The following is a 21283-nucleotide window of genomic DNA, read 5'->3' as shown; positions in this document are numbered from 1 at the left end:
AGAGGTGAAGAGACCGTCTCAGAACGCCTTGAACGTGATGATCGTGTGGGTGTCCTGGATGCCCGGGATGGTCTGCACCTTTTCGTTGACGAAATGGCCGATGTCGGTGGCGTTATCGACGTAGAATTTCACCAGCAGATCGTAATGCCCGGCCGTCGAGTAAATCTCCGAGGCGATCTCGGCTTCGGCCAGCGCATTGGCGACGGCGTAGGACTGGCCAAGCTTGCACTTGAACTGGACAAAGAAGGGGACCATCGGGATTCTCCGCAACGTATTCGATTTCGCCGCCATCAAGCCCAAAACGGGGGGCCGTGGCAAGCCGCGGCGGCGCCCGGTTGCCGCTCCGGGCTCGCCGGGCTAGGACTCATGGATCAGGCGGTATCCGCCGGCTTTCAAGCGAGTTTCCATGCCCACGCCCGTAGCATTGACGATTGCCGGTTCGGATTCCTCGGGCGGCGCCGGCATTCAGGCCGATCTAAAGACCTTTGCCGCCTGCGGCGTCTATGGCGCCTCGGCGATCACGGCGCTGACGGCGCAGAATACACGCGGCGTCACCGGCGTGTTCCCGGTGCCGGCGGGGTTCGTCACCGAGCAGATCGATGCGGTGTTCGGTGATCTCGAGGTCGGCGCCGTCAAGATCGGCATGGTGTCGCAGCATGACGTGATCGCTGCGATCGCCGCCGGGATCGTGCGCTGGACGCCGAAGCATGTGGTGCTCGATCCAGTGATGGTCGCCACCTCCGGCGATCGCCTGCTGGCGCCCGAGGCCGTCGAGGCGCTGCGCGCACAGCTCATTCCGCTCGCCGATCTCATCACGCCCAATCTGCCGGAGGCCGCCGCTTTGCTCGACGCGGCGATCGCGGTGAGCGAGACGGAGATCGAGGCGCAGGGAAGGCGGCTGCTGACGCTCGGTTGCAAGGCGGTGCTGATCAAGGGTGGCCACGGCACGGGTGCGCAGAGCATCGATTATTTCGTCACATCCGATGCCACGCTGGCGCTGCCGGCGCCGCGCGTCGAGACGCGAAACACCCACGGCACCGGATGCTCGCTGTCCTCGGCCATCGCTGCGGCGCTGGCGAAGGGGAAGTCGCTGGAGCGCGCGGTGCGGTTCGGCAAGGCCTATGTCAGCGCGGCGATCGAGGCCGCGGATCGCTTCACGGTCGGGCACGGCCACGGGCCGGTGCACCATTTTCACAAGTATTATTAGCGCTCTTTTGTAGCCCGGATGAGCGGAGCGACATCCGGGGAAAGCGCTTCTACCGGACTGTCGACCCCGGATTTCGCTGCGCTCCATCCGGGCTACGAAGGTGCGCTGCGACATCCTGTCGTCGCTTTGTCGCACTCGCTTGATACCACCCGGTCAGCCAACGAGGTGTCCGATTCTCCCGGACCCGCTGAACGGATGGGCGCATGACGACGCTGGATCTAGATACGTCGGTAGTCGCGAACGCCTATGCGAAGTGGGCGCCGATCTATGATGCGGTGTGCGGTCCGGTGATGCTGAAGGGCCGTCGCGCGGCGGCTGCGGCGGCTCGCAGCGTCGGCGGCAAGATCCTCGAGGTCGGCGTCGGCACCGGCCTGTCGTTCGACGACTACGATGCCACGACCGAAATCACCGGCATCGACCTCAGCGCGCCGATGCTCGACAAGGCCCGTGCCAAAATGGCCAGCGGGCGCTATCCGTGGGTCCGCTCGGTGCAGCAGATGGATGCGCATGCGATGGAATTCGCTGACGCGACGTTCGAATGCGTCGTCGCCCAATTCGTCATCACGCTGGTGGAAAATCCCGAGCAGGTGCTGTCGGAGTGCCATCGCGTGGTGAAGCCGGGCGGTCGCATCATTCTGGTCAACCATCTGTATTCCGAGACCGGCCTGGCCGCCGCGGTCGAGCGCTGGGCGGCGGTAAAGACCCGCGCGATGGGGCTGCGCCCGGAATTTCCCTTCGCGCGGCTGCAGGCGTGGTCGCAGGCCACCTCGCAATCCATCCTGGTCGAGCGGCGCAGACTGGCGCCGTTCGGCATCTACACCCTGGTAACGTTCGAACGCGAGGAACAAGCGGCCTAGCGTCACCATGATGTCATGAGACTCCGCTAGTCGCTCTTTATGGAAACAGACGTGATGAGTGAAGGCAACGAACGACGCTTTCGCACCTTGTTTATCTCCGACGTCCATCTGGGCGCACGGGGATCGCAGGCCGACCGGCTACTGGATTTTCTGCGCACCCACGACGCCGACACCATCTATCTCGTTGGCGACATCGTCGATGGCTGGGCGCTGAAGTCCGGCTGGCACTGGCCGCAATCGCATAATGACTTCGTGCAGAAGATGCTGCGCAAGGCCCGCAAGGGCGCCAAGATCATCTATGTGCCCGGCAATCACGACGAATTCCTGCGCAATTACTACGGCACCCATTTCGGCGGCATCGACGTGGTCGAGACCGCGATTCACACCGGCGTCGACGGCAAGCGCTATCTGGTGATCCACGGCGATATCTTCGATCTCGTGGTGCAGAATGCACGCTGGCTCGCCCATCTCGGCGACAAGGCCTATGATTTCGCGATCCAGATGAACCGGCTGGTCAACGCCTTCCGGCGCTGGTTCGGCGTTCCCTACTGGTCGCTGTCGCAATGGGCCAAGCTGAAGGTCAAGAACGCCGTCAACTTCATCGGCGCGTTCGAGGAGACGCTGGCGACGGAAGCCCGCCGGCAGGGCGCCGACGGCGTGATCTGCGGCCACATCCACACCGCCGCCATCCGCGACAATCACGGCGTCCGCTATATGAATTGCGGCGACTGGGTCGAGAGCTGCACCGCGCTTGCCGAGCATGAAGACGGCCGCTTCGAGATCATCACCTGGACCGATCCGCTGCGGCGCGCCGTGCCGGTGCGTGCGGTCGCCACCAGGGCGGCGTGATGCGCGTCCTCGTCGCCACCGACGCCTGGCACCCGCAAGTCAACGGCGTCGTGCGGACGTTGACGATGATGGCGGAAGCCGCGAAGGGCCTCGGCGTCGAAGTGAGTTTTCTGACGCCAAAATCGTTTCGTACCTTCGCGCTGCCGAGCTACGCCGATTTGCGCGTCGCCTTTCCGGGACGTCGCAAGATTGCGCGGCTGATCGAGGAGGCTCGGCCCGACAACATTCACATCGCCACCGAAGGCCCGATTGGATTTGCCGTGCGGGCCTATTGCCGGCGCCGCCGCATTCCCTTCACCACGAGTTTCCACACCCGCTTTCCGGAATATATTTCGGCGCGGCTGCCGATCCCGGAATCCTGGATCTGGGCGGGGTTGCGTCGCTTCCATGGCGCCAGTTCCGCGGTAATGGCCGCGACGCCGGCGCTGGCCAACGAGTTGCGCGGCCGCGGCTTTCGCAACGTCGTGCTGTGGTCGCGCGGCGTCGATGCCACGCTGTTCCATCCCCGCCCGGTCGATCTCGGATTTCCGAAGCCGATCTTCCTGTCGGTCGGCCGCGTCGCCGTCGAGAAGAATCTCGAAGCCTTCCTCGACCTCGATCTGCCGGGCAGCAAGGTTGTTGTCGGCGACGGCCCGGCGCGAGCCATGCTGGAAGCAAAATATCCCAAGGCGATCTTCCTCGGCGCGCTGCAGGGCGAGGCGCTGGCCGCGGCCTATGCCGGCGCCGACGTCTTCGTGTTTCCCAGCAAGACCGACACCTTCGGGCTGGTGCTGCTCGAAGCATTGGCGAGCGGCGTGCCGGTCGCGGCATTCCCGGTGACGGGACCGCGCGACGTGATCGGCGCCGCCCCGGTCGGCGTCCTCAGCGACGACCTGCGGGAGGCCTGCCTCGGCGCCTTGCAATTGCTGCCGCAGGCCTGCCTGCGGTTTGCCGCTTCTCACACCTGGGAGGCCTCGGCCCGGGCCTTCATCGGCAATATCAGCCGGGTCCGCGCCGAGCCGGGCGGAAATGCCAAACCGTCGCCGGAGCATCCCGCGATCGCGACTTGATCGCCTGCGACGGCGCGCGATACAAAGCGGCATGACACATGCCCCAATGCCGATCTCCGTCGCCGATATCGATGCCGCAGCCGAGGTGATTGCGCCCTATGCGGTGCGGACGCCGTTGCTGACCTCGCCTGCGCTCGATGCGCTGACCGGCGGGCGCATCTTCATCAAGCCCGAAGTGCTGCAGCGGACCGGCTCGTTCAAGTTTCGCGGCGCCTTTAACAAGCTGGCCTCGATCCCGCAGGCCGCGCGCGGCGGCGGCGTGGTGGCGTTCTCGTCTGGCAACCACGCGCAGGGCGTCGCCGCGGCGGCGCAGATCCTGGGCATGCAGGCGACCATCGTGATGCCCGCCGATTCGCCCGCCTCCAAGCGCGAACGAACCCGCGGCTATGGCGCCGAGGTCGTGTTGTACGATCGCTATACCGAGGACCGCGAAGCCATCGCCAGCGCGATCGCTGGCAAGCGCGGCGCGACGCTGGTGCCGCCCTATGACGATCTGTTTGTGATGGCCGGGCAGGGCACCGTCGGCCGCGAGATCGCCGAAGACCTGGCGGTCTTGGGCGTGGCGCCGGATATCGTCTCGGCGCAAGCATCGGGTGGCGGGCTGATCGCCGGCATTGCCCTATCGGTGAAGGCGAAGTTTCCGGAGACGTCGATCATTGTTGCGGAGCCGGCCGGCTTCGACGACCACACGCTGTCGCTGCGTGCCGGCCAGCGCGTGGCGCATCCCAATGATGGCAAGACGTTCTGCGACGCGCTGATGGCCATGATGCCCGGCGAATTGACGTTTGCAGTCAACAGCCAGCTGCTTGCCGGCGGCGTCAGTGCGACGGATGAAGAAGTTGCCAAGGCGATGGCCTTCGCGTTCCGCGATCTCAAGCTGGTGGTCGAGCCCGGCGGCGCGGTGGCGCTGGCGGCCTTGATGACCGGCAAGATCGATGCTCGCGGCAAGGTCGCGGTGATCGTATTATCCGGCGGCAATGTCGATGCGGATCTGTATGCGAATGTGATCAACGCGAATTGGCCAGGCAATTGATCTTCTGGATCTAATTTCGCCGTTAGGCAGCACGGCCGACATGGACGGAGTTGCGCAGGGGGAAGTGCTGCGATTGCCCCGCAACGGACGTGCGGGCAGAGACAGCCCTGCATCGACTTCTTGAGACAGCCGGCCAGAGTTATTGCGGTCTCTTATGGTTTGCTAAGCGGGATAGCTCGGCGAAGTCCCTCAATCAGATTAGCTAGATTCGGGTCGGGTGGCCCGACCGTCGCGAGTTGTTCCGCGTAGCCGAGCGCCGCAGCTGCATCCCCGGCGTTGCGGCTGAACGAGACGAGGGCCTGAAGGACCTCGCGATCGGTCGGATGGTTGCGCAGCGCTTCCTTCAAGACGGTCATCGCTTCCTCATAACGGCCAGCGGAATGCAGCGCGACGGCATAGACGTAGCCATAGCGCGGCTGGTTCGGCTCGAGTTCCCTGGCTTGACGCAACTCGTCGAGCGCACTTTCGGGCCGTTTCAGTCGTGTCAGTACCAGGCCCAGCGCATGGTGGAGGGCTGCGTCGCGCGGTGAGACCGCGAGCGCCGTGTTCAGGACTATTTCGCCTTCACCGTCCCGGCCGCGTTGCCGATAGAGATCTGCGAGGTTGATCGCCGCCGTGGTATGGAGCGGACTGAGCCTGAGGGCAGCCCTGTATTCGTCCTCGGCTTCCTGCATCCTGGCCCGCCGCACAAGAAAATCCCCGAGCGTGGTCCGGGCTTCCGGTCTCATCGCGTTGGCGCGCTGATCGGCGATGAATTCGGCCGCGGCCTTATCAAAGCCTGCACGATCCGGTGGAGGCTGGCTTGCGGAAGCGACGCCCGCGAGCAAAGAAACCGCTCTGATGCGAACGCCCCGGACGGGATCTGACAACAGCGGTGCCACAAGCGACCAGACCGGCTCACCGGGCAAGTTTTGCAGCATGTTAAGGGCGCTGATCCGCACCATTGGATCGGGATCGACGAGCGCCGTGCGGGCCGTCGCGACGGTCTTCGGTGTAGCGCGCGAGGCCAGTTCGTCGAGTGCGCTGGAGCGCGCCACGGCCGGCGCCTGGCGATCTGCCGCCAACACCGAGAGCAGCGCGGCGGCGTCGGCCTGGTCGCTGCGGGCGGCGTGAAATGCCGCACCAAAAGCCTGGAATCCCTTGCGGTCTGGCCCGAACCATCGTTCGACGGCAGCAGCCGACCATTGCGGTGACTTGTCACGGTGGCAGTCGTTGCAGGCGTTCGGCGTTCCCAGCGTGACCGAAAGATCGGGGCGAGGGACCCTGAAGCTGTGATCGTGTCTGGTATCGACCACCATGTATGTTCGGACCGGCATGTGGCAGGAAATGCAAGTCGGCGCCGCGTCGCCCGCGGCGTGACGGCGATGTTTCAAGTCGGAATATTTGTCGGGCGCGTGACATTGCAGACAGACAGCCTCGCCCGACAGCCGAAGCTTTGCGCTGTGCGGATCGTGGCAGTCGCTGCAGGTGACGCCGGCAGCAAACATCTTGCCTTGCTTGAACGGCGTATAATTATACGGCTCCTCGATGTCGCGGATCTGCCCGTCGGCATGATAGGTGCCGCGCGCGAGCGGCTCAACCACGTGGGTTTGCGAGAGCCATTCACCGGGTATCCAGTCCTCATGAGACCCGGCCCGCCGGGCGTGACAGAGGCCACAGGTCTCGACTTCCTTGCGGAGCGTCGCCGGCTCCGCGGAGCGCCGTGCGTTTCCGGTCCGGTGATCGATTGGCCAAGTGATGCCGGATCGCTCGTCAAAACGAACCAGCAGTCCCTTGCTAGGGTCCTGGCGCTGGCGAAATACCCACCGGCTGCTTTGCTCGCGCGCCCAGGCGGCGTGGCGCGAGCCCTGCCCATGACAGGCCTCGCAACCCACGCTGATCTCCGCCCACGTCGTGGCAAAGCGGTCCGTCCGGGCATCGTAATTCTTGCGCAGGCCGGTCGAGTGACATTCCGCGCACATGAAATTCCAGTTCTGGTTCAGCCTGGTCCAATGCAGAACATCGTCGTGCTTGATTTCCTCGGCCGGAGACAGGTGCAACCAGCGTTGTCCACCGCTGTCCTTGGACCGACTGTCCCAAGCGATCGGAAGCGCCTGAATGCGACCGTCAGGGAATTCAACAAGATATTGCTGCAGCGGATCGACGCCAAAGGTGTATTTCGCCTCGAAGATGGCAAGCTTGCCATCGGGGCCGTCGGTCTCGACCAGGAATTTGTTGTCCTTGCGAAAGAAGCGCGAGCGAATTCCGTAGTGGTCGAAGCTTACATCGTTGAAATTTCCGAGCACAGTAGCGTCGGTCGCATGTTGCATCGCCGCCTTATGTTGCGATGCATTCCACAGCTTGGCCTCCCCCTGGTGACAGCCAGCGCATGTCTCACTCCCGACGAAGGTCGCGACCGAAGACTCTTTTCGGTTCAAGGCCCATTCGCTGCCGCCGAGGAAATAGAGAACAGCGCAGAAGGCGAACCCAACCGCCGCAATGACTGTCACCGCAGTCCATATCGCGCGCTTCGGCATCAACTCGCCATCTGAGTTCACTGGAGCTCGCGCTGACGCCAATACCACCGGCGACGGCTCTCCAGACGGCCCTCTCTCCGATCCAGATTTAGAGACTGATCTGCGTTTTCTGCGTGCCACGACACCGCCTAGCGCTGAGAACGGAAGGCTATGACCAAGCCGTTCCCACGAAGATCGTCCGTATCATCGGCTAACTCGGCTTCAAGTCAAGCATCGGCGCAGAGCGCTCGCGCCGGATCGTTGACACACGTCAATGTTAGGTCGTTCGGATCGTAGCAGTTTGAGAAAAAATGAAACTGGAGGTACCCAAGATGAAGCTATCAGTCGCATTTTCGGCATTTCTAACGACTGTGGTCGTCACGGGATTTGTAGCAGCGAGCACGGTAGACGCGCATGCAGTAGTATATTGCCAGTACGTTGCATACCCCGTCGGATGCATTGTGAGACCCGGCGTCGTGCTAGGGCCGCGACCGGTGGCGCGCGCTGTCGTCACTCCCGGCGTTGCGGTGCGGCGAACGCCGATGAATCGCGGCGGTCCCGTCAATCGCATTGGCCGTCGCTGATTGCTGATTCCGGTCAGTGTGTCCGTTGCCGAACTGACGAGACGCGCGAATGCGCATACTATTACTGCATATTGCGAAAAAACTTTTTGTTTATCTACATTCTGGAGGTCGCTGATATGAGACGTATTTTTATCACGTCTATCGTCGCGCTGCCCTTGCTCGCGCCATTGGGAATTCCTGCGAATGCGCAGCAAACAAAATCTCCAAGTGTCGTGTATCCGACCGATCGAACCGTGCTCCCGATTCCGGAGCCGCAGTATCCGCACTCCACTGAGTTCGACGCCCGAAATGCAACGCCGCCGCCCCGGTTCGAAGTAAAGCCACCTGCAGCAGCGCCCAACGTTCTCATCGTTCTGATCGACGATATGGGCTTTGGGCAATCCAGTGCTTTCGGCGGTCCGATCAGCATGCCGACGGTAGATCGTCTGGCTGGTGAGGGTCTTCGCTACAACGAGTTTCATACCACGGCGCTCTGTTCGCCGACCCGATCGGCGCTGCTGAGCGGCCGTAACCATCACATGAACAATTTTGGATCGATTGCCGAAACTGCGACGACCTTTCCGGGACAGACCGGGCAGCGCCCGAACAGCGTAGCCACTGTTGCAGAGATGTTGAGGCTCAATGGCTACAGCACCGCTCATTTCGGAAAAAACCACGAAACCGCGGCATGGGAAGTAAGCCCATCCGGCCCGACCGACCGGTGGCCCACCCGTCAGGGCTTCGACAAGTTTTACGGATTCATGGGCGGCGAGACCAACCAATGGGCGCCGCTGATCTATGACGGAATGACCCAGGTCGAGCCGTCGAAAGATCCCAAGTACAACTTCATGACTGACATGACAAACAAGGCGATCGACTGGATGCAGTACCAGAAGTCGCTGACACCCGATAAGCCGTTCTTCATGTACTTTGCGCCCGGCGCTACCCATGCCCCCCACCACGTGCCGAGGGAATGGATCACCAAGTACAAGGGAAAATTCGACCAGGGCTGGGACAAACTCCGCGAGGAAACGTTGGCCCGTCAGATACGTCTCGGCGTGGTTCCGGCTGGTACCAAGCTCGCTCCCAAACCCGAAGCCATCAAGGATTGGGTGACGTTAAGCCCTGACGAGAAAAAACTCTTCGCGCGCCAGATGGAAGTGTTCGCCGGCTTTGCCGAATATGCCGATACCGAAATCGGACGGCTGGTCAATGCCATCCAGGCGACTGGGCAACTCGATAACACGCTGGTGTTCTACATCCTCGGCGACAACGGCGCGAGTGCGGAAGGCGGCATGAACGGGTTGTTCAACGAGATGACCTATTTCAACGGTGTACAGGAGACGGTCCAAGACATCCTCAAGCACTACGATGAACTCGGCAGCCCGATGACCTACAGCCATTACGCGGCCGGATGGGCGGTCGCTGGTGACACGCCCTTCACATGGACCAAACAGATCGCCTCAAGCTACGGCGGGACCCGCAACGGCATGGTGGTTCATTGGCCGAAGGGAATCGCGGCGAAGGGTGAGGTGCGGTCGCAATGGCATCATGTCATAGACATTGTACCGACCATCCTCGAAGCCGCGAAGCTGCCGGAGCCGAAGAGCGTGAACGGAACGGTGCAAACGCCGATTGAAGGCGTGAGCATGGCCTATAGCTTTGCCAACGCCAGGGAACCGAGCACGCACACTACCCAGTATTTCGAGATTTTCGGCAATCGCGCCATCTACAGCGATGGTTGGCTCGCCGGCACAATCCACCGGGCGGCGTGGGAAACCAAGAATCGCAGGCCGCTCGAGCAAGATGTCTGGGAATTGTACGACACGCGGTCGGACTTCAGCCTTGCGAACGATCTGGCCGCCAGGAATCCCGACAAGCTCAAGGAGCTTCAGGAGCTCTTTCTGAAAGAAGCGGTCAAGTATTCGGTGCTGCCGCTCGACGATAGAACCTTGGAGCGTCTTAATCCGGCTCTTGTCGGACGGCCCGACCTGATGGCCGGCCGCACCTCGCTGACGGTGCACGACGGCATGCTCGGAATGTCCGAGAATGTCTTCATGAATACGAAGAACCGCTCGCACACGATCACCGCCGATGTGGAAATTCCGAAGGCAGGAGCTAGCGGGGCCATCCTTGCGCAGGCCGGCCGGTTCGGCGGCTGGAGCCTTTATATCAAGGACGGCAAGCCGACATACACTTACAATTTCCTCGGTTTGCAGCGATTTACGGTAGCAGCCAAGCAGGCGTTGCCTGCAGGGAAAGCCACGATCCGCTTTGAGTTTGCCTATGACGGCGGCGGCATCGGTAAAGGCGGGATCGGTTCGCTGTTTGTCAACGGCAAGCGTGTCGCCACCGGACGTATCGAACGTACCCAATGCTGTGGATTCTCCGCCGATGAAGGCGCCGATGTTGGCGCCGATGAAGGCACGCCGGTCACCGAAGCCTACAAGGTGCCTTTCAAATTCACCGGCAAGATCAGCCAGGTGACGATCGAGTTGAAGGAAATGAAAAAGGCCGATGGGGAAGAAGCCGTGCGGGCCGGAAAGGAAGCCGTCTTGAAGAAGGGGTTGTCCGATTGATGAGACGCGCAGCGTGCCCTGACCGGATTCTTGGCGCCGCGCATACCTTTTAGAATTGGGAGTTGGCTGGCGTTTGAAAGGCAGGATGGCGATGAAATCGATTGGACTGACATTCTCCGTACTATCGTTGATGGCGCTCTCCGGATTTCCTGTACATGGCCAGCAGTACAAGATGCAAACGCCGGTCCCTCCAGGCGTCGCTATTCCCGACAAAGTGGAAACCCGCCTTGGGACTCTGAGTTTCTTCGGCGGCTTCCCTGACGCGGCGACCGTCGACAAGCTATACGAAAATCTCGACTTCCAGCGAGCTGTCCAGGCCTATCTGCTCGCGCTTCCCGTGGTGAATCAGGTCGCCAACCGCGACAACATTCTGCAGCTCGGCCCCGCCAACAGGACTGTGCCGATCTGGGAGAAGCTGGTCGACTCTCGTACCACTGAACTCACTGCCAACAACAACACACCCTATACCTGGTTCTGGCTGAACCTTCGTGACGGGCCTGTTGTCGTCGAAGCGCCCCCCAAGGTGCTCGGGCTGGCTGATGACATTTGGTATAACTGGAATGGTGACATCGGCCTCACCGGTCCGGATCGCGGAGCAGGTGGGAAATATCTCTTCCTGCCGCCGGGCTACAAGGGTGAGGTGCCGAAAGGCTACTTCATCATTCGTCCAAACTCGTTCAGCGTCTGGACGGCATGGCGGACTTTCCTGGTGAATGGCGATCCGAAGCCGGGTGTAGAGGCCGTCAAGAAATTCACGAAGATTTACCCGCTCAAGCAGGCGGCCAATCCGCCAAAGCTGACTTTCATCGATATGTCCGGCAAGCCGTTCAACATGGTCGGACCCGCGGACTATCGGTTCTGGGAGCTTCTCAACAAGGTCGTGCAGGACGAGCCAACTGACAGCGTCGATGCGACGACGCTCGGATTCTGGGCGTCAATCGGTATTGCGAAAGGCAAGCCGTTTGCGCCCGATGACCGCATGAAGAAAATGCTGACGGAAGCCGCAGTCGTTGGCGACGCTACAGCGCGCACCATCATGTACAAGTGGCGCGGGCCAGACGGCTATTATTACCCTGACAGCAAGAGCAATTGGCGGCTTGGCTTCATTGGCGGCTATAAGTTCGCGGAAAAAGGTGCCCGCCAATTGAACGGCTACTCGGGCTTTTTCTTTTACGCCACAGGGGTCACACCAGCGATGGATTCAAGAACCGTTGGTGAAGGATCGCAATACATGGCGGCGTTCGTCGATTCGAAGGGCGATGCGCTTGATGGCGGCAAGTCGTACAAGTTGCATTTGCCGCCGAACATTCCGATCAAGAACTTTTGGTCGGTGATCCTCTACGACAACCAGACCCGGTCGATGATCCAGATCGACCAGCAATTCCCGACAGTCGGCAGCCAGACCGAAGGCCTCAAGGTGAACGCCGACAGTTCGGTTGACGTCTTCTTCGGCCCGACGGCTCCCGCGGGACTGGAAAAGAACTGGGTGCAGACGGCCCCTGGAACGAGCTGGAATACCCTTCTGCGCCTCTATGGGCCGACACAGCCGTGGTTCGACAAGACCTGGCGGCCCGGAGAAATTGAGTTGCAGAAGTAGCTTCGTCTTCGCTGACAAGGGTTAAAAGGTGGCGCTGAAGCAGAGGCCGATCCGATTGATCGCACAGAGTCTGAAAGCAGTTGATTGTGTACCAAAGGGATTAGCTAAGACCGTTAAATCTGAAAGGCGATAACCATGAAACGCGACCTTCTTAGCTGGCCACGGCTGATTGGCGCTGTTGCCGCCGCACTTGCCTTGCTTGCTCCGAAAATGTCTGTCGCCGACGAGAACGGCATTTCGTTCTGGTTGCCGGGGCTGTACGGCAGCCTTGCTGCAACACCGACGACGCCAGGATGGTCCATAGGCGCGATCTACTACCATGCGAGCCTGGATGCATCGGGCGCCACTGCGGCGTCGCGGCAATTCCAGGCCGGACGGCTTTCGCCGAACGTCAATATCAATCTGAATGTGGCATTGGGCGCTCAGGCCGACCTCGTGCTCCTTGCGCCGACCTACACCTTCGCGACCCCGATTCTCGGCGGCCAGTTGTCGGCAACGCTCGCCAGCGTCTACGGCAGGAACGCTGCCAGTCTCTCGGGTACCCTGACGTCTGCCGTTGGCCCCATCGTGACCACGCGAAATGGATTTCTGGAAGACGATCTCACATCCTATGGAGACCTCTTTCCGACCCTGAAGCTGAAATGGAATAACGGCGTTCACAACTATATGGCCTACGCTGCTGGCGGCATACCGGTCGGAGACTACAGTCCCGGCCGTCTCTCCAATATCGGTCTCGGTCACGGTGCGCTCGACCTCGGCGGAGGTTACACCTACTTCAATCCCGCAACCGGGATCGAGTTTTCCGGCGTCGGCGGCTTGACCTACAACTTCAAGAACCCGGATACGCAGTACCAGAGCGGCGTCGATTTCCATTTCGACTGGGGAGCGTCGCAATTTTTGTCGAAGCAGGTCTTCGTCGGCCTCGTCGGCTACGCCTATCAGCAGATTACGGACGACTCAGGACAGCCGGCCATTCTCGGCAGCTTCCGCTCCCGGGTTTTCGGTGTCGGCCCGCAAGTCGGCTATATTTTCCCGATCGCAAGTAATCAAGCGTTTCTCGGACTGAAAGGATATGGCGAGTTTGCCGCCGAAAACCGGCCATCCGGCTGGAACACCTGGCTGACGTTCGCGATCTCGGAGGCCGTCCCCGCCACCACAGTGACGCCGACCAAACATCTGGTGCGGAAGTAGTCCACCGCAGCCCGTGCACTTCCGACCGACTATGAAAAGAACGCGATCTTTTCGGACTGGCTCATGCGGCGGATCGCGGCCAGCGGATCGGCGGCCGGCGCGTTGGGGTTGGAGATCACGCCACTGGCGATCAGCGCCGCACCCAGCGAGGGATGATAGGCAGGCTCGGCCTGAGGCTTTGGCTGAGGCGCGGGCTCCGGGATCGGTTCGGGCGCCGGCGCCAAGGATACGATTGCGGGGATTGGTGTCGGCATGACGGCCGGCAGTCTGGCGGCAACGGCTGTGGGGGGCGCAATTTCCGGCTCGTCGATCTGCAACTCGTCGATCTCCGGAGCATCCATCTCCGGCTCGAGCGTATCGAGCTCCGAGGTTTCCGGCTCGCTCGGGTCCTGCACGGCCATTTCCATCGCTACCCGGTCGAGCACCGCGAGATCATAGGCATCGGCTTCGAGCGCCGTCTCCAACGCCGTCTCGGCTTCGGCGACGGCACTTTCACCGGCCAGTTCTGCCCGCGACGTTTCGGCGATGCTCACGGCTAGCTCGGCCGTCGATTCCGCGATCGGTGCGATGGCGGCCGGGGCCATTTCAACGGCCGGCGCGATCATCCGCTCGACCGCCGGCTCGGGCATGGCCGCCTGCTCGACGACAGACTCCGGCAGCTCCGCGGCTTCGGCGACAAGATCGGGCGCCGGCGCCTTGAACAGCGGGGTGACCGAGGCCCGCGCTTCTTCCGGCGTCGGCATCTCGGCGGCGGGTGGGGTATCGGCTTCTGCGCCCGCGGCCGTCGTGCGGCCGTCAGCGAGCTGTTCGATCGTCTGCATCAAGACGTCGTAGCTCGCCAGCACCGCTTCGCGGCCGTCGTCGCCGGCATTTGGCTGGCCGGCCTCGATCGCCGTAACCTGGGTGTCCAGCAGATCGCAGATCCGCACATCGGCGCCGCATTCGCGCAGCGTCCAGGCGATCTCGCGCACGATGCGCGCGCCGTTGCGGGCGGCCGTCAGCGTGTCGTCGATGTCATGGCGCGGCAGCGACTCGATCGCGGTGGCCTTGGCCTGGCGCAGGGCGGAACGGATGCTGCCCAGCGCCTGGCTCAGGCTGAGGCCGGCGGGCGTCTGCTTCTGCGCCTTGAGGCCGGCCTCGATCCGGGCCACGGCTTCGAGCACCATGCCGGTGTCGGCGTGGCGGTTGCGCTTGGCGTATTCATTGAGAAACCAGCGGCCCCGCGCGGTCTCCATGAAGGCCTCGCGGATCGCATCGTAATCCGCCTCGCCCGGGACGTTGGGTCGGGCGGAAATCGGCGACAGGGCAAATGCTTCTTCGGCCATGGATCAACTCGCGGCGCAGAACTTTGCGCGATATGTAACGATCACCACGATCCCCAGCGAATCGCAATGGACTGATGATAGCCGAATCCGCGCCCCCGATCGCTTCGCAAATGGCTGGCCGGCGCTTCGCCACGCGGCTGGCACTGTTCTACGGCGCGGTGTTCGGCTCCGTCGGCACTTACCTGCCATTCTTTCCGGTCTGGTTGAAGGCAGTCGGCATCGATCCGTCCTGGATCGGGCTGATCACCGCGGTGCCCTCCGTGACCCGCTTTACGGTGCTGCCGTTCATCACCGGGCTGGCCGAGCGACATCGCGCGTTGCGCGGCGCCATGATCGGCACGGCATTCCTCACCGCGCTGGGTTTTTCGGTGGTCGGCCTGCTCGAGACGCCGATCCTGATCCTGATCGCCTTTGCGCTCACCGCCTGCGCCTGGACGCCGCTGGTGCCGCTCACCGACGGCTACGCGCTCAAGGGCGTCGCGCGCTATGGCCTGGATTACGGGCCGATGCGTCTGTGGGGCTCGGCGGCCTTCGTGGTCGGCGCGCTGGCCTGCGGCCTGCTGGTCGAGGTGATTGCGGCCAGACATCTGATCTGGATCATCGCCGGCATGGCCATGCTGGGCGCGCTGGCCAGTCTGCGGCTCGAGCCGGTCTCGACACCCGGCCCGGCGCGAACGGCGGTCTCGTCCAGGTCGCTGCTGCGCGAACGTGGCTTTCTCACCATCATGGCGGCCTCGGCGATGATCCAGGGCAGCCATGCTGCCTATTACACTTTCGCCTCGATCACCTGGCAAAGCGCCGGGGTAGGCGGACTGACCATCGCCGGCCTGTGGTCGCTCGGTGTGCTGGCCGAGATCGTGGTGTTCGCGGCCTCGCCGCGCTTTACTTGGGCCCCGCCGCTGCTGGTGGTGCTGGGCGGCCTGTGCGGCCTGATCCGCTGGGTGATCACCGCGCAGCAGCCGGACATCGCAGTGCTCGCGGCCGTTCAGGCGATGCACGGCCTGACCTTCGGGCTGACCCAGGTCGGCATCATGGGGCTCTTGGTGCGGCATGTGCCGGGCCACTTCACCGCCACCGCGCAGGGTTATCTCACCGCCTGCACGGGCATCGTGATGAGTTCGGCGGCGATCGTCTCCGGCCTCATCTATGCGCGCTACGGGCAGGGCGCCTATTACGCGATGGCGGCGCTGGCGCTGGCGGGGGCCGCTGCGATGTGGTTCGGGCGGCACCGCGCCGATGCGCCCTATGTCGCCCGCGATCAGCCCCAGAGTGCAGCGTCGGGCGGATAGACGGTGCTTTCCTCGTAGCGCAGCCCGTCGTCACGGTCGGCGGCGAGTAGCAGCGGACCGTCGAGATCGACGAACCGCGCCTGCGGCGCCAGCAGCATGGCCGGCGCCATCGACAGCGAGGTCGCGACCATGCAACCGACCATGATCTCGAAGCCCAGCGCTTCTGCCGCATCCGCCATCGACAGCGCCTGGGTCAGGCCGCCGGCCTTGTCGAGCTTGATATTGATGGCATCGTAGCGCCCGCGCAGCCCGGCCAGCGACGACAATTCATGCACGCTTTCGTCGGCGCAAACCGCCATCGGCCGGCGAACATGCGCGAGTGCGTCATCCTGTCCGGCCGGCAGCGGCTGCTCGACCAGCGTGACGCCGGCTTCCTCGCAGGCGGCGAGATTGCGTTCGAGGTTCTCCGGGGTCCAGGCCTCGTTGGCATCGACGATCAGCTGGCTCTCGTGCGCTTCGCGACGCACAGCCTTGATGCGGGCGGCATCATCGTCGCTGCCGAGCTTGATCTTGAGCAGCGGGCGATACGCCGCTTTGGCGGTCGCCGCCGCCATCGCGTCGGGGGTGCCGAGCGAAATCGTATAGGCGGAGGTGCAGGGGTGCGGTTCGTTCCGGCCCAGCACGTCCCAAATCCGCCTTCCGGCCGTCTTGGCTTCGAGGTCGAGCAAGGCGCAATCCAGCGCGTTGCGGGCGGCGCCGGCTGGCATGACGGTCTGCATCGCCAGCCGGTCCAGCCCGGCGCCGAACCGGTCCTGCATCGCCAGGATCGCGGCCAGCGTCGCCTCCGGCGTCTCGCCGTAGCGCGCATAGGGCACGCATTCGCCGCGCCCGGTCACATCGCCGCGGCGGATCTCGGCGACCACGGTGACCGCCTCGGTCTTGGCGCCGCGGCTGATGGTGAAGGCACCGGCGATCGGCCAGTGTTCGATCCGGGCGGTGAGAAGGGTGAGGTTCGGCATGTCGATACCAGGCAAGGTGTGGTCTCCGAAGGAGCCCTATCGGATCACCTTTAACGTTAACAAAATAGAACTATCCATTGCGTATAGGTATGTCTGGACCGGCCGTGAACTTGTTTGGGACGCATTATCCGTGTCTGTCAGGGCGGAACCGGCCCCAGCGGCTTGAAAATCGCGGGTGCGGACGAAATCCAGGAGCAAAGTGTGAGCGGCGGGCCGAACCTTGAACAGATCGCCAGGGGCGATGGGCTGGCGCTGTGCGCTTCGGGATCGTGGACGGCGCGGTTCGCGCCGGATCTCGAGCAGATCGTCTCCGACGCCGAAAAGCTCACCGGCAGCCGCCCCAATATCTTCATCGACGTCTCGGAGGTGTCCAAGCTCGACACCTTCGGCGCCTGGCTGATCGAGCGCCTGCGCCGCAGCCTCACCAATGGCGGGGCCGAGGCGGAGATCGCCGGGCTGTCGGCGAACTATTCCAGCCTGGTCGACGAAGTCCGCCGCGTCCAGCCGGCCGGCGCCCCGGAGCCGACGCCGTCGGCGCTGACCGCCATGCTCGACCGCATCGGCCGTGCCGTGTACGGCGTCGGCGCCACGGTGATCGCGCTGGTCGGGATGATCGGCGCGGTGCTGGCTGCGCTGACGCGGGTCACCCTGCATCCGTCGCGGTTCCGCTTCACCTCGATGATCCACCACCTCGAACAGGTGTGCTGGAACGCGGTGCCGATCGTGGTGCTGATCACCTTCCTGATCGGCTGCATCGTCGCGCAGCAGGGCATCTTCCACTTCCGCCAGTTCGGCGCCGACGTGTTCGTCGTCGACATGCTCGGCGTCCTGGTGCTGCGCGAACTCGGCGTGCTGCTGGTGGCCATCATGGTCGCCGGCCGCTCCGGCAGCGCCTACACCGCCGAACTCGGCTCGATGAAAATGCGCGAGGAAATCGATGCGTTGCGCACCATGGGGTTCGATCCGATCGAGGTCCTGATCCTGCCGCGCATGATCGCGCTGGTGATCGGCCTGCCGATCCTGACCTTCCTCGGCGGCATTGCCGCTTTGTACGGCGGCGGGCTGGTGGCGTGGGCCTATGGCGGCGTCGATCCGGAAGCGTTTCTCGCCCGGCTGCGCGATGCGATCTCGATCAACCATTTCACCGTCGGCATGCTGAAGGCGCCGGTGATGGCCGCCGTGATCGGCATCGTCGCCTGCGTCGAGGGTCTCGCCGTGCAGGGCAGCGCGGAGTCGCTCGGTCAGCACACCACCTCGTCGGTGGTGAAGGGTATCTTCTTCGTGATCGTGATGGACGGCGTTTTCGCGATCTTCTTTGCCGCGATCGGGATCTGACATGCCGGCTGCGACACACGAACCCATCATTCGCGTCAACGGCCTCACGGTGAAGTTCGGCGAGCGCCGCGTGCTGGATGGCCTCGACCTCGACGTGGCCCGCGGCGAGATCCTCGGCTTCGTCGGCGCCTCCGGCGCCGGCAAGTCGGTCCTGATGCGGACCATCATCGGGTTGGTGCCGAAGCTGTCCGGCCAGATCGACGTGTTCGGCATCGACCTCGACGGCGCCGATACCAAGGAGCGCCGCGGCGTCGAGCGGCGCTGGGGCATCCTGTTCCAGCATGGCGCGCTGTTCTCGTCGCTCAGCGTGCGGCAGAACGTGCAGTTCCCGATCCGCGAATACCTCAAAGTATCGGAGCGCCTGCTCGACGAGATCACCATCGCCAAGCTGGCGATGGTGGGTCTCAAGCCGGAGGTCGCCGACCGGATGCCGTCGGAACTGTCCGGCGGCATGATCAAGCGCGTCGCGCTGGCCCGCGCGCTCGCGCTAGATCCGGAGATCGTGTTCCTCGACGAGCCGACCTCGGGCCTCGATCCGATCGGTGCCGGTGAGTTCGACGAACTGGTGCGGACGCTGCAACGAACTTTGGGCCTGACCGTATTCATGGTAACCCATGATCTGGACAGCCTGCATACCGCTTGCGACCGCATCGCGGTTCTCGGCGACGGCAAGATCATCGCGCACGGCACGATGAACGACATGCTGGCGTCGGAGCATCCCTGGCTGCGTGAATATTTTCACGGCAAGCGCGCACGCGCTGTCCTCGTTTAGTTACTGGAGTTGGTTTGATGGAAACGCGGGCGAACTTCGTCCTGATCGGAACATTCACGCTGGCGGTGATTGCCGCGGCGTTCGGCTTCGTGCTGTGGTTCCAGAATCTGCACTCGACCAAGCTGCGCACCCCGCTGCGGATCGTGTTCGAAGGCGCGGCCTCGGGCCTGCGCAACGGCGGCAGCGTCAATTTCAACGGCATCCGGGTCGGCGAGGTCGTATCGGTCAAGCTGGACAATCCTAGGCGCGTGGTCGCGCTGACGATGGTCGAGAACAACGCCCCGATCCGCAAGGACACGCTGGTCGGCCTGGAATTCCAGGGCCTCACCGGCGTGGCCGCGATCTCGCTGAAGGGCGGCGACGAAGCGGCGCCCGCCGTGCCGACCGACACCGATGGCGTCCGCGTGCTCACGGCGGATCCGGATTCGGTGCAGGACATCTCGCAGGCCATCAAGGCGACGCTGCAGAACGTCAACCGCATGGTCAACGAGAACCAGGAATCGCTGAAGAACTCGCTGCGCAACGTCGAGACCTTCACCGCCACGCTGGCGCGCAACTCCGAAGTGATCGACGGCATCATGCTGAAGATCGACAGCGTGATGGGCAAGACCGACGGCATCATGAGCAAGGCGGACGGCGTCGTCGCGCGCACCGACAACATCCTGCTCGGCCTCGATACGCTGGCCGGCGGCAAGGATGGCGGCCAGCTGACGGCGGCGGTGAAGTCGTTCTACGAGCTGACGGAAAATCTCGACAAGCGCTCCGGCGCGCTGATCCTCGACGGCCGCCGCACGCTCGCCGACATCAGCCGCGCGGTGAACAATCTCGACCGCAATCCGACGCGCCTGCTGTTCGGTGCCAGTACCGGTTCTGGCACCCAGCCTGCGCCGGCCGCGGCGCCGCCGTCGCAGGCGGCTGAACCTGCTCCGCCAAGAAGGCGGCGACAATAATTTGGGGTGACGCATGGATGAGATGGACCGATACACCATCAGTAACGGCCGTGTCACCGCGACCATCAAGGCCAATGGCGCCGAACTCTGCTCACTGAAGAACATCAACGGTTTTGAAGTTCTGTGGCAGGCCGGTCCGGAATGGCCGCGCCACGCGCCGATCCTGTTTCCGATCGTCGGCCGCCTCAACGGCGACGTGCTGCGCCACCGCGGCCAGACCTATGCGATGACCCAGCACGGCTTCGCCCGCGACCAGCGCTTCGCCTGGGCCGGGCAGGGACGTACCTCCTGCTCGCTGGTGCTGCGCGACAACGAGGCCAGCCGCGCCAAATACCCTTTCGCGTTTCAGTTCGACGTCACTTACGCGATCGAGGGCGACTATCTCGTCATCACTTACGCGATCACCAACTCCGGCCACGAGATGATGCCGGCCTCGATCGGCACTCATCCGGCGTTCAACTGGCCGCTGATGGCGGGCGCCGACAAGGAGGATCATTGCATCACCTTCGGCACCGCCGAGCCGGCGCCGATCCGTCGCCTCACGGACGGGCTGCTGCGCGCCAGGTCTGAGCCGACGCCGGTGCAGGGCGGCGCGCTGGCGCTGTCGGAAGCGCTGTTTGCGCAGGACGCGGTGATCATCGACCAGCTTGCCTCGACCTCGCTGAGCTATAGCGGGCCGGGCGGCCCGACCATCCTGATGGACTGGCAGGGTTTCCACGAGCTCGGCATCTGGTCGAAGCCGTCGGGCGCGCCGTTCATCTGCATCGAGCCGTGGCAGGGCTGGGCGAGCCCGGTGGACTTCGACGGCGAGTTCGCCGACAAGCCCGGCGTGATGCACATCGCGGTGGGCCAGACGCGGAATTTCACCCAGCGCATCGGGTTTTTGTAGGCGCGATTGCTTCGGCAATTGGAGCGCGAACGACTCCGCGAGCGCGGATCTTTTCCCATCCCCCTTGCGGGGAGGGTGGCGCGTTGAGATCCACCGGGTCCGGCTTCGCCGGCCCGATGATAAACTCCGCGAACAAACGTGACGGGTGGGGGTAGCCACAAGCTCTGTCGCCCCGTGGCACCCCCACCCCGGCCTCCACTCTCGATGATGCTATTGCATCATCGCTCGTTCGGCCGACCCTCCCCGCGAGGGGGAGGGGGACCATGCGCCGCGGCGCGTTCCATGTTTTCGAATGTCTACGACACAAAAAAGCGGAGGCATCGCTGCCTCCGCTTTTGCATTTG

General features: G+C 63.4%; 17 protein-coding genes. 13 read left to right on the top strand and 4 right to left on the bottom strand.

The features are described from left to right. Positions 1 to 18: 18 nt before the first annotated feature. Entirely contained in the window at positions 19 to 255 is a 237-nt protein-coding gene (locus FIU28_RS18435; protein ID WP_068735543.1) for an Lrp/AsnC ligand binding domain-containing protein, read from the bottom strand. A gap of 151 nt (positions 256 to 406) precedes the next feature. Here FIU28_RS18435 and thiD point away from each other — a divergent pair, with 151 nt between their 5' ends. The 5 genes from thiD to FIU28_RS18410 all read left to right on the top strand — a co-directional run bounded on the left by thiD (position 407) and on the right by FIU28_RS18410 (position 4995). Continuing rightward, positions 407 to 1207, top strand: a complete 801-nt coding sequence (gene thiD / locus FIU28_RS18430) for a bifunctional hydroxymethylpyrimidine kinase/phosphomethylpyrimidine kinase (protein WP_143574636.1) — start codon at positions 407 to 409, stop codon at positions 1205 to 1207. Between the two features lie 203 nt (positions 1208 to 1410). Then, complete coding sequence (locus FIU28_RS18425; protein WP_143574635.1) at positions 1411 to 2064, top strand: class I SAM-dependent methyltransferase; 654 nt, start codon at positions 1411 to 1413, stop codon at positions 2062 to 2064. A gap of 54 nt (positions 2065 to 2118) precedes the next feature. After that, a complete protein-coding gene (locus FIU28_RS18420; RefSeq protein ID WP_246661016.1) occupies positions 2119 to 2913 on the top strand; it encodes a UDP-2,3-diacylglucosamine diphosphatase in 795 nt (264 codons plus the stop codon). After that, positions 2913 to 3962, top strand: coding sequence for a glycosyltransferase family 4 protein (locus FIU28_RS18415; RefSeq protein WP_143574633.1), 1050 nt, complete (start codon positions 2913 to 2915; stop codon positions 3960 to 3962). Before FIU28_RS18420 ends, FIU28_RS18415 begins: the two co-directional genes overlap by 1 nt. Before the next feature lie 31 nt (positions 3963 to 3993). Then, on the top strand, positions 3994 to 4995 hold the full coding sequence (locus FIU28_RS18410; protein WP_143574632.1) for a threonine ammonia-lyase: 1002 nt from the start codon (positions 3994 to 3996) through the stop codon (positions 4993 to 4995). 152 nt (positions 4996 to 5147) lie between these two features. Here FIU28_RS18410 and FIU28_RS18405 read toward each other — a convergent pair whose 3' ends face one another. Beyond that, positions 5148 to 7511 carry a tetratricopeptide repeat protein gene (locus FIU28_RS18405; protein ID WP_168202968.1) on the bottom strand — a complete coding sequence of 788 codons (2364 nt, stop codon included), beginning with the start codon at positions 7509 to 7511 and terminating at the stop codon, positions 5148 to 5150. A 649-nt stretch (positions 7512 to 8160) separates the two neighbouring features. On the opposite strand from FIU28_RS18405, the gene FIU28_RS18395 reads away from it, so the two are divergent. From FIU28_RS18395 to FIU28_RS18385, 3 genes are all read left to right on the top strand, one after another. Further along, on the top strand, positions 8161 to 10632 hold the full coding sequence (locus FIU28_RS18395; protein ID WP_246660728.1) for an arylsulfatase: 2472 nt from the start codon (positions 8161 to 8163) through the stop codon (positions 10630 to 10632). A gap of 85 nt (positions 10633 to 10717) precedes the next feature. After that, positions 10718 to 12229 carry a DUF1254 domain-containing protein gene (locus tag FIU28_RS18390; RefSeq protein ID WP_246660727.1) on the top strand — a complete coding sequence of 504 codons (1512 nt, stop codon included), beginning with the start codon at positions 10718 to 10720 and terminating at the stop codon, positions 12227 to 12229. A 135-nt stretch (positions 12230 to 12364) separates the two neighbouring features. After that, a complete protein-coding gene (locus FIU28_RS18385) occupies positions 12365 to 13420 on the top strand; it encodes a SphA family protein (protein WP_143574631.1) in 1056 nt (351 codons plus the stop codon). A 29-nt stretch (positions 13421 to 13449) separates the two neighbouring features. On the opposite strand, the gene FIU28_RS18380 is transcribed toward FIU28_RS18385, so the two are convergent. After that, positions 13450 to 14745: a hypothetical protein gene (locus FIU28_RS18380; protein WP_143574630.1), complete on the bottom strand. Its 1296-nt coding sequence runs from the start codon at positions 14743 to 14745 to the stop codon at positions 13450 to 13452. A 74-nt stretch (positions 14746 to 14819) separates the two neighbouring features. Between FIU28_RS18380 and FIU28_RS18375 the strand changes: the two genes are divergently transcribed. Next, a complete protein-coding gene (locus FIU28_RS18375; protein WP_143574629.1) occupies positions 14820 to 16034 on the top strand; it encodes an MFS transporter in 1215 nt (404 codons plus the stop codon). Here the strand turns inward: FIU28_RS18375 and dgcA are convergent. After that, positions 16004 to 16993 (bottom strand): N-acetyl-D-Glu racemase DgcA, encoded by a 990-nt coding sequence (gene dgcA, locus FIU28_RS18370; protein WP_143576267.1) that lies wholly within the window; start codon positions 16991 to 16993, stop codon positions 16004 to 16006. The two genes, FIU28_RS18375 and dgcA, sit on opposite strands and share 31 nt — an antisense overlap. Before the next feature lie 201 nt (positions 16994 to 17194). Between dgcA and FIU28_RS18365 the strand changes: the two genes are divergently transcribed. Genes FIU28_RS18365 through FIU28_RS18350 form a run of 4 tightly spaced genes read left to right on the top strand, consistent with a single transcriptional unit; the run spans position 17195 to position 20939 of the window. Then, on the top strand, positions 17195 to 18328 hold the full coding sequence (locus tag FIU28_RS18365) for an ABC transporter permease (RefSeq protein WP_143574628.1): 1134 nt from the start codon (positions 17195 to 17197) through the stop codon (positions 18326 to 18328). A gap of 1 nt (position 18329) precedes the next feature. Beyond that, positions 18330 to 19100 (top strand): ABC transporter ATP-binding protein, encoded by a 771-nt coding sequence (locus FIU28_RS18360; RefSeq protein ID WP_143574627.1) that lies wholly within the window; start codon positions 18330 to 18332, stop codon positions 19098 to 19100. Positions 19101 to 19117: 17 nt separating this feature from the next. After that, entirely contained in the window at positions 19118 to 20050 is a 933-nt protein-coding gene (locus tag FIU28_RS18355) for an MlaD family protein (RefSeq protein WP_143574626.1), read from the top strand. Between the two features lie 13 nt (positions 20051 to 20063). Further along, complete coding sequence (locus tag FIU28_RS18350; protein ID WP_143574625.1) at positions 20064 to 20939, top strand: aldose 1-epimerase family protein; 876 nt, start codon at positions 20064 to 20066, stop codon at positions 20937 to 20939. Positions 20940 to 21283 lie beyond the last annotated feature (344 nt).

Source organism: Tardiphaga sp. vice154 (genome assembly GCF_007018645.1).
Taxonomy (GTDB): domain Bacteria; phylum Pseudomonadota; class Alphaproteobacteria; order Rhizobiales; family Xanthobacteraceae; genus Tardiphaga.
The sequence above is the reverse complement of the archived record's forward strand: the minus strand, read 5'-3'. Positions and strand labels throughout refer to the sequence as shown.

What these genes read in the sequence shown, in the direction of transcription:
- dgcA (WP_143576267.1), bottom strand. Translation starts at nt 16,993, where the DNA reads ATGCCGAACCTCACCCTTCTCACCGCCCGGATCGAACACTGGCCGATC.
- FIU28_RS18405 (WP_168202968.1), bottom strand. Translation starts at nt 7,511, where the DNA reads ATGCCGAAGCGCGCGATATGGACTGCGGTGACAGTCATTGCGGCGGTT.
- FIU28_RS18385 (WP_143574631.1), top strand. Translation starts at nt 12,365, where the DNA reads ATGAAACGCGACCTTCTTAGCTGGCCACGGCTGATTGGCGCTGTTGCC.
- FIU28_RS18360 (WP_143574627.1), top strand. Translation starts at nt 18,330, where the DNA reads ATGCCGGCTGCGACACACGAACCCATCATTCGCGTCAACGGCCTCACG.
- FIU28_RS18380 (WP_143574630.1), bottom strand. Translation starts at nt 14,745, where the DNA reads ATGGCCGAAGAAGCATTTGCCCTGTCGCCGATTTCCGCCCGACCCAAC.
- FIU28_RS18390 (WP_246660727.1), top strand. Translation starts at nt 10,718, where the DNA reads ATGGCGATGAAATCGATTGGACTGACATTCTCCGTACTATCGTTGATG.
- thiD (WP_143574636.1), top strand. Translation starts at nt 407, where the DNA reads ATGCCCACGCCCGTAGCATTGACGATTGCCGGTTCGGATTCCTCGGGC.
- FIU28_RS18415 (WP_143574633.1), top strand. Translation starts at nt 2,913, where the DNA reads ATGCGCGTCCTCGTCGCCACCGACGCCTGGCACCCGCAAGTCAACGGC.
- FIU28_RS18410 (WP_143574632.1), top strand. Translation starts at nt 3,994, where the DNA reads ATGACACATGCCCCAATGCCGATCTCCGTCGCCGATATCGATGCCGCA.
- FIU28_RS18425 (WP_143574635.1), top strand. Translation starts at nt 1,411, where the DNA reads ATGACGACGCTGGATCTAGATACGTCGGTAGTCGCGAACGCCTATGCG.
- FIU28_RS18435 (WP_068735543.1), bottom strand. Translation starts at nt 255, where the DNA reads ATGGTCCCCTTCTTTGTCCAGTTCAAGTGCAAGCTTGGCCAGTCCTAC.
- FIU28_RS18355 (WP_143574626.1), top strand. Translation starts at nt 19,118, where the DNA reads ATGGAAACGCGGGCGAACTTCGTCCTGATCGGAACATTCACGCTGGCG.
- FIU28_RS18420 (WP_246661016.1), top strand. Translation starts at nt 2,119, where the DNA reads ATGAGTGAAGGCAACGAACGACGCTTTCGCACCTTGTTTATCTCCGAC.
- FIU28_RS18375 (WP_143574629.1), top strand. Translation starts at nt 14,820, where the DNA reads ATGATAGCCGAATCCGCGCCCCCGATCGCTTCGCAAATGGCTGGCCGG.
- FIU28_RS18350 (WP_143574625.1), top strand. Translation starts at nt 20,064, where the DNA reads ATGGATGAGATGGACCGATACACCATCAGTAACGGCCGTGTCACCGCG.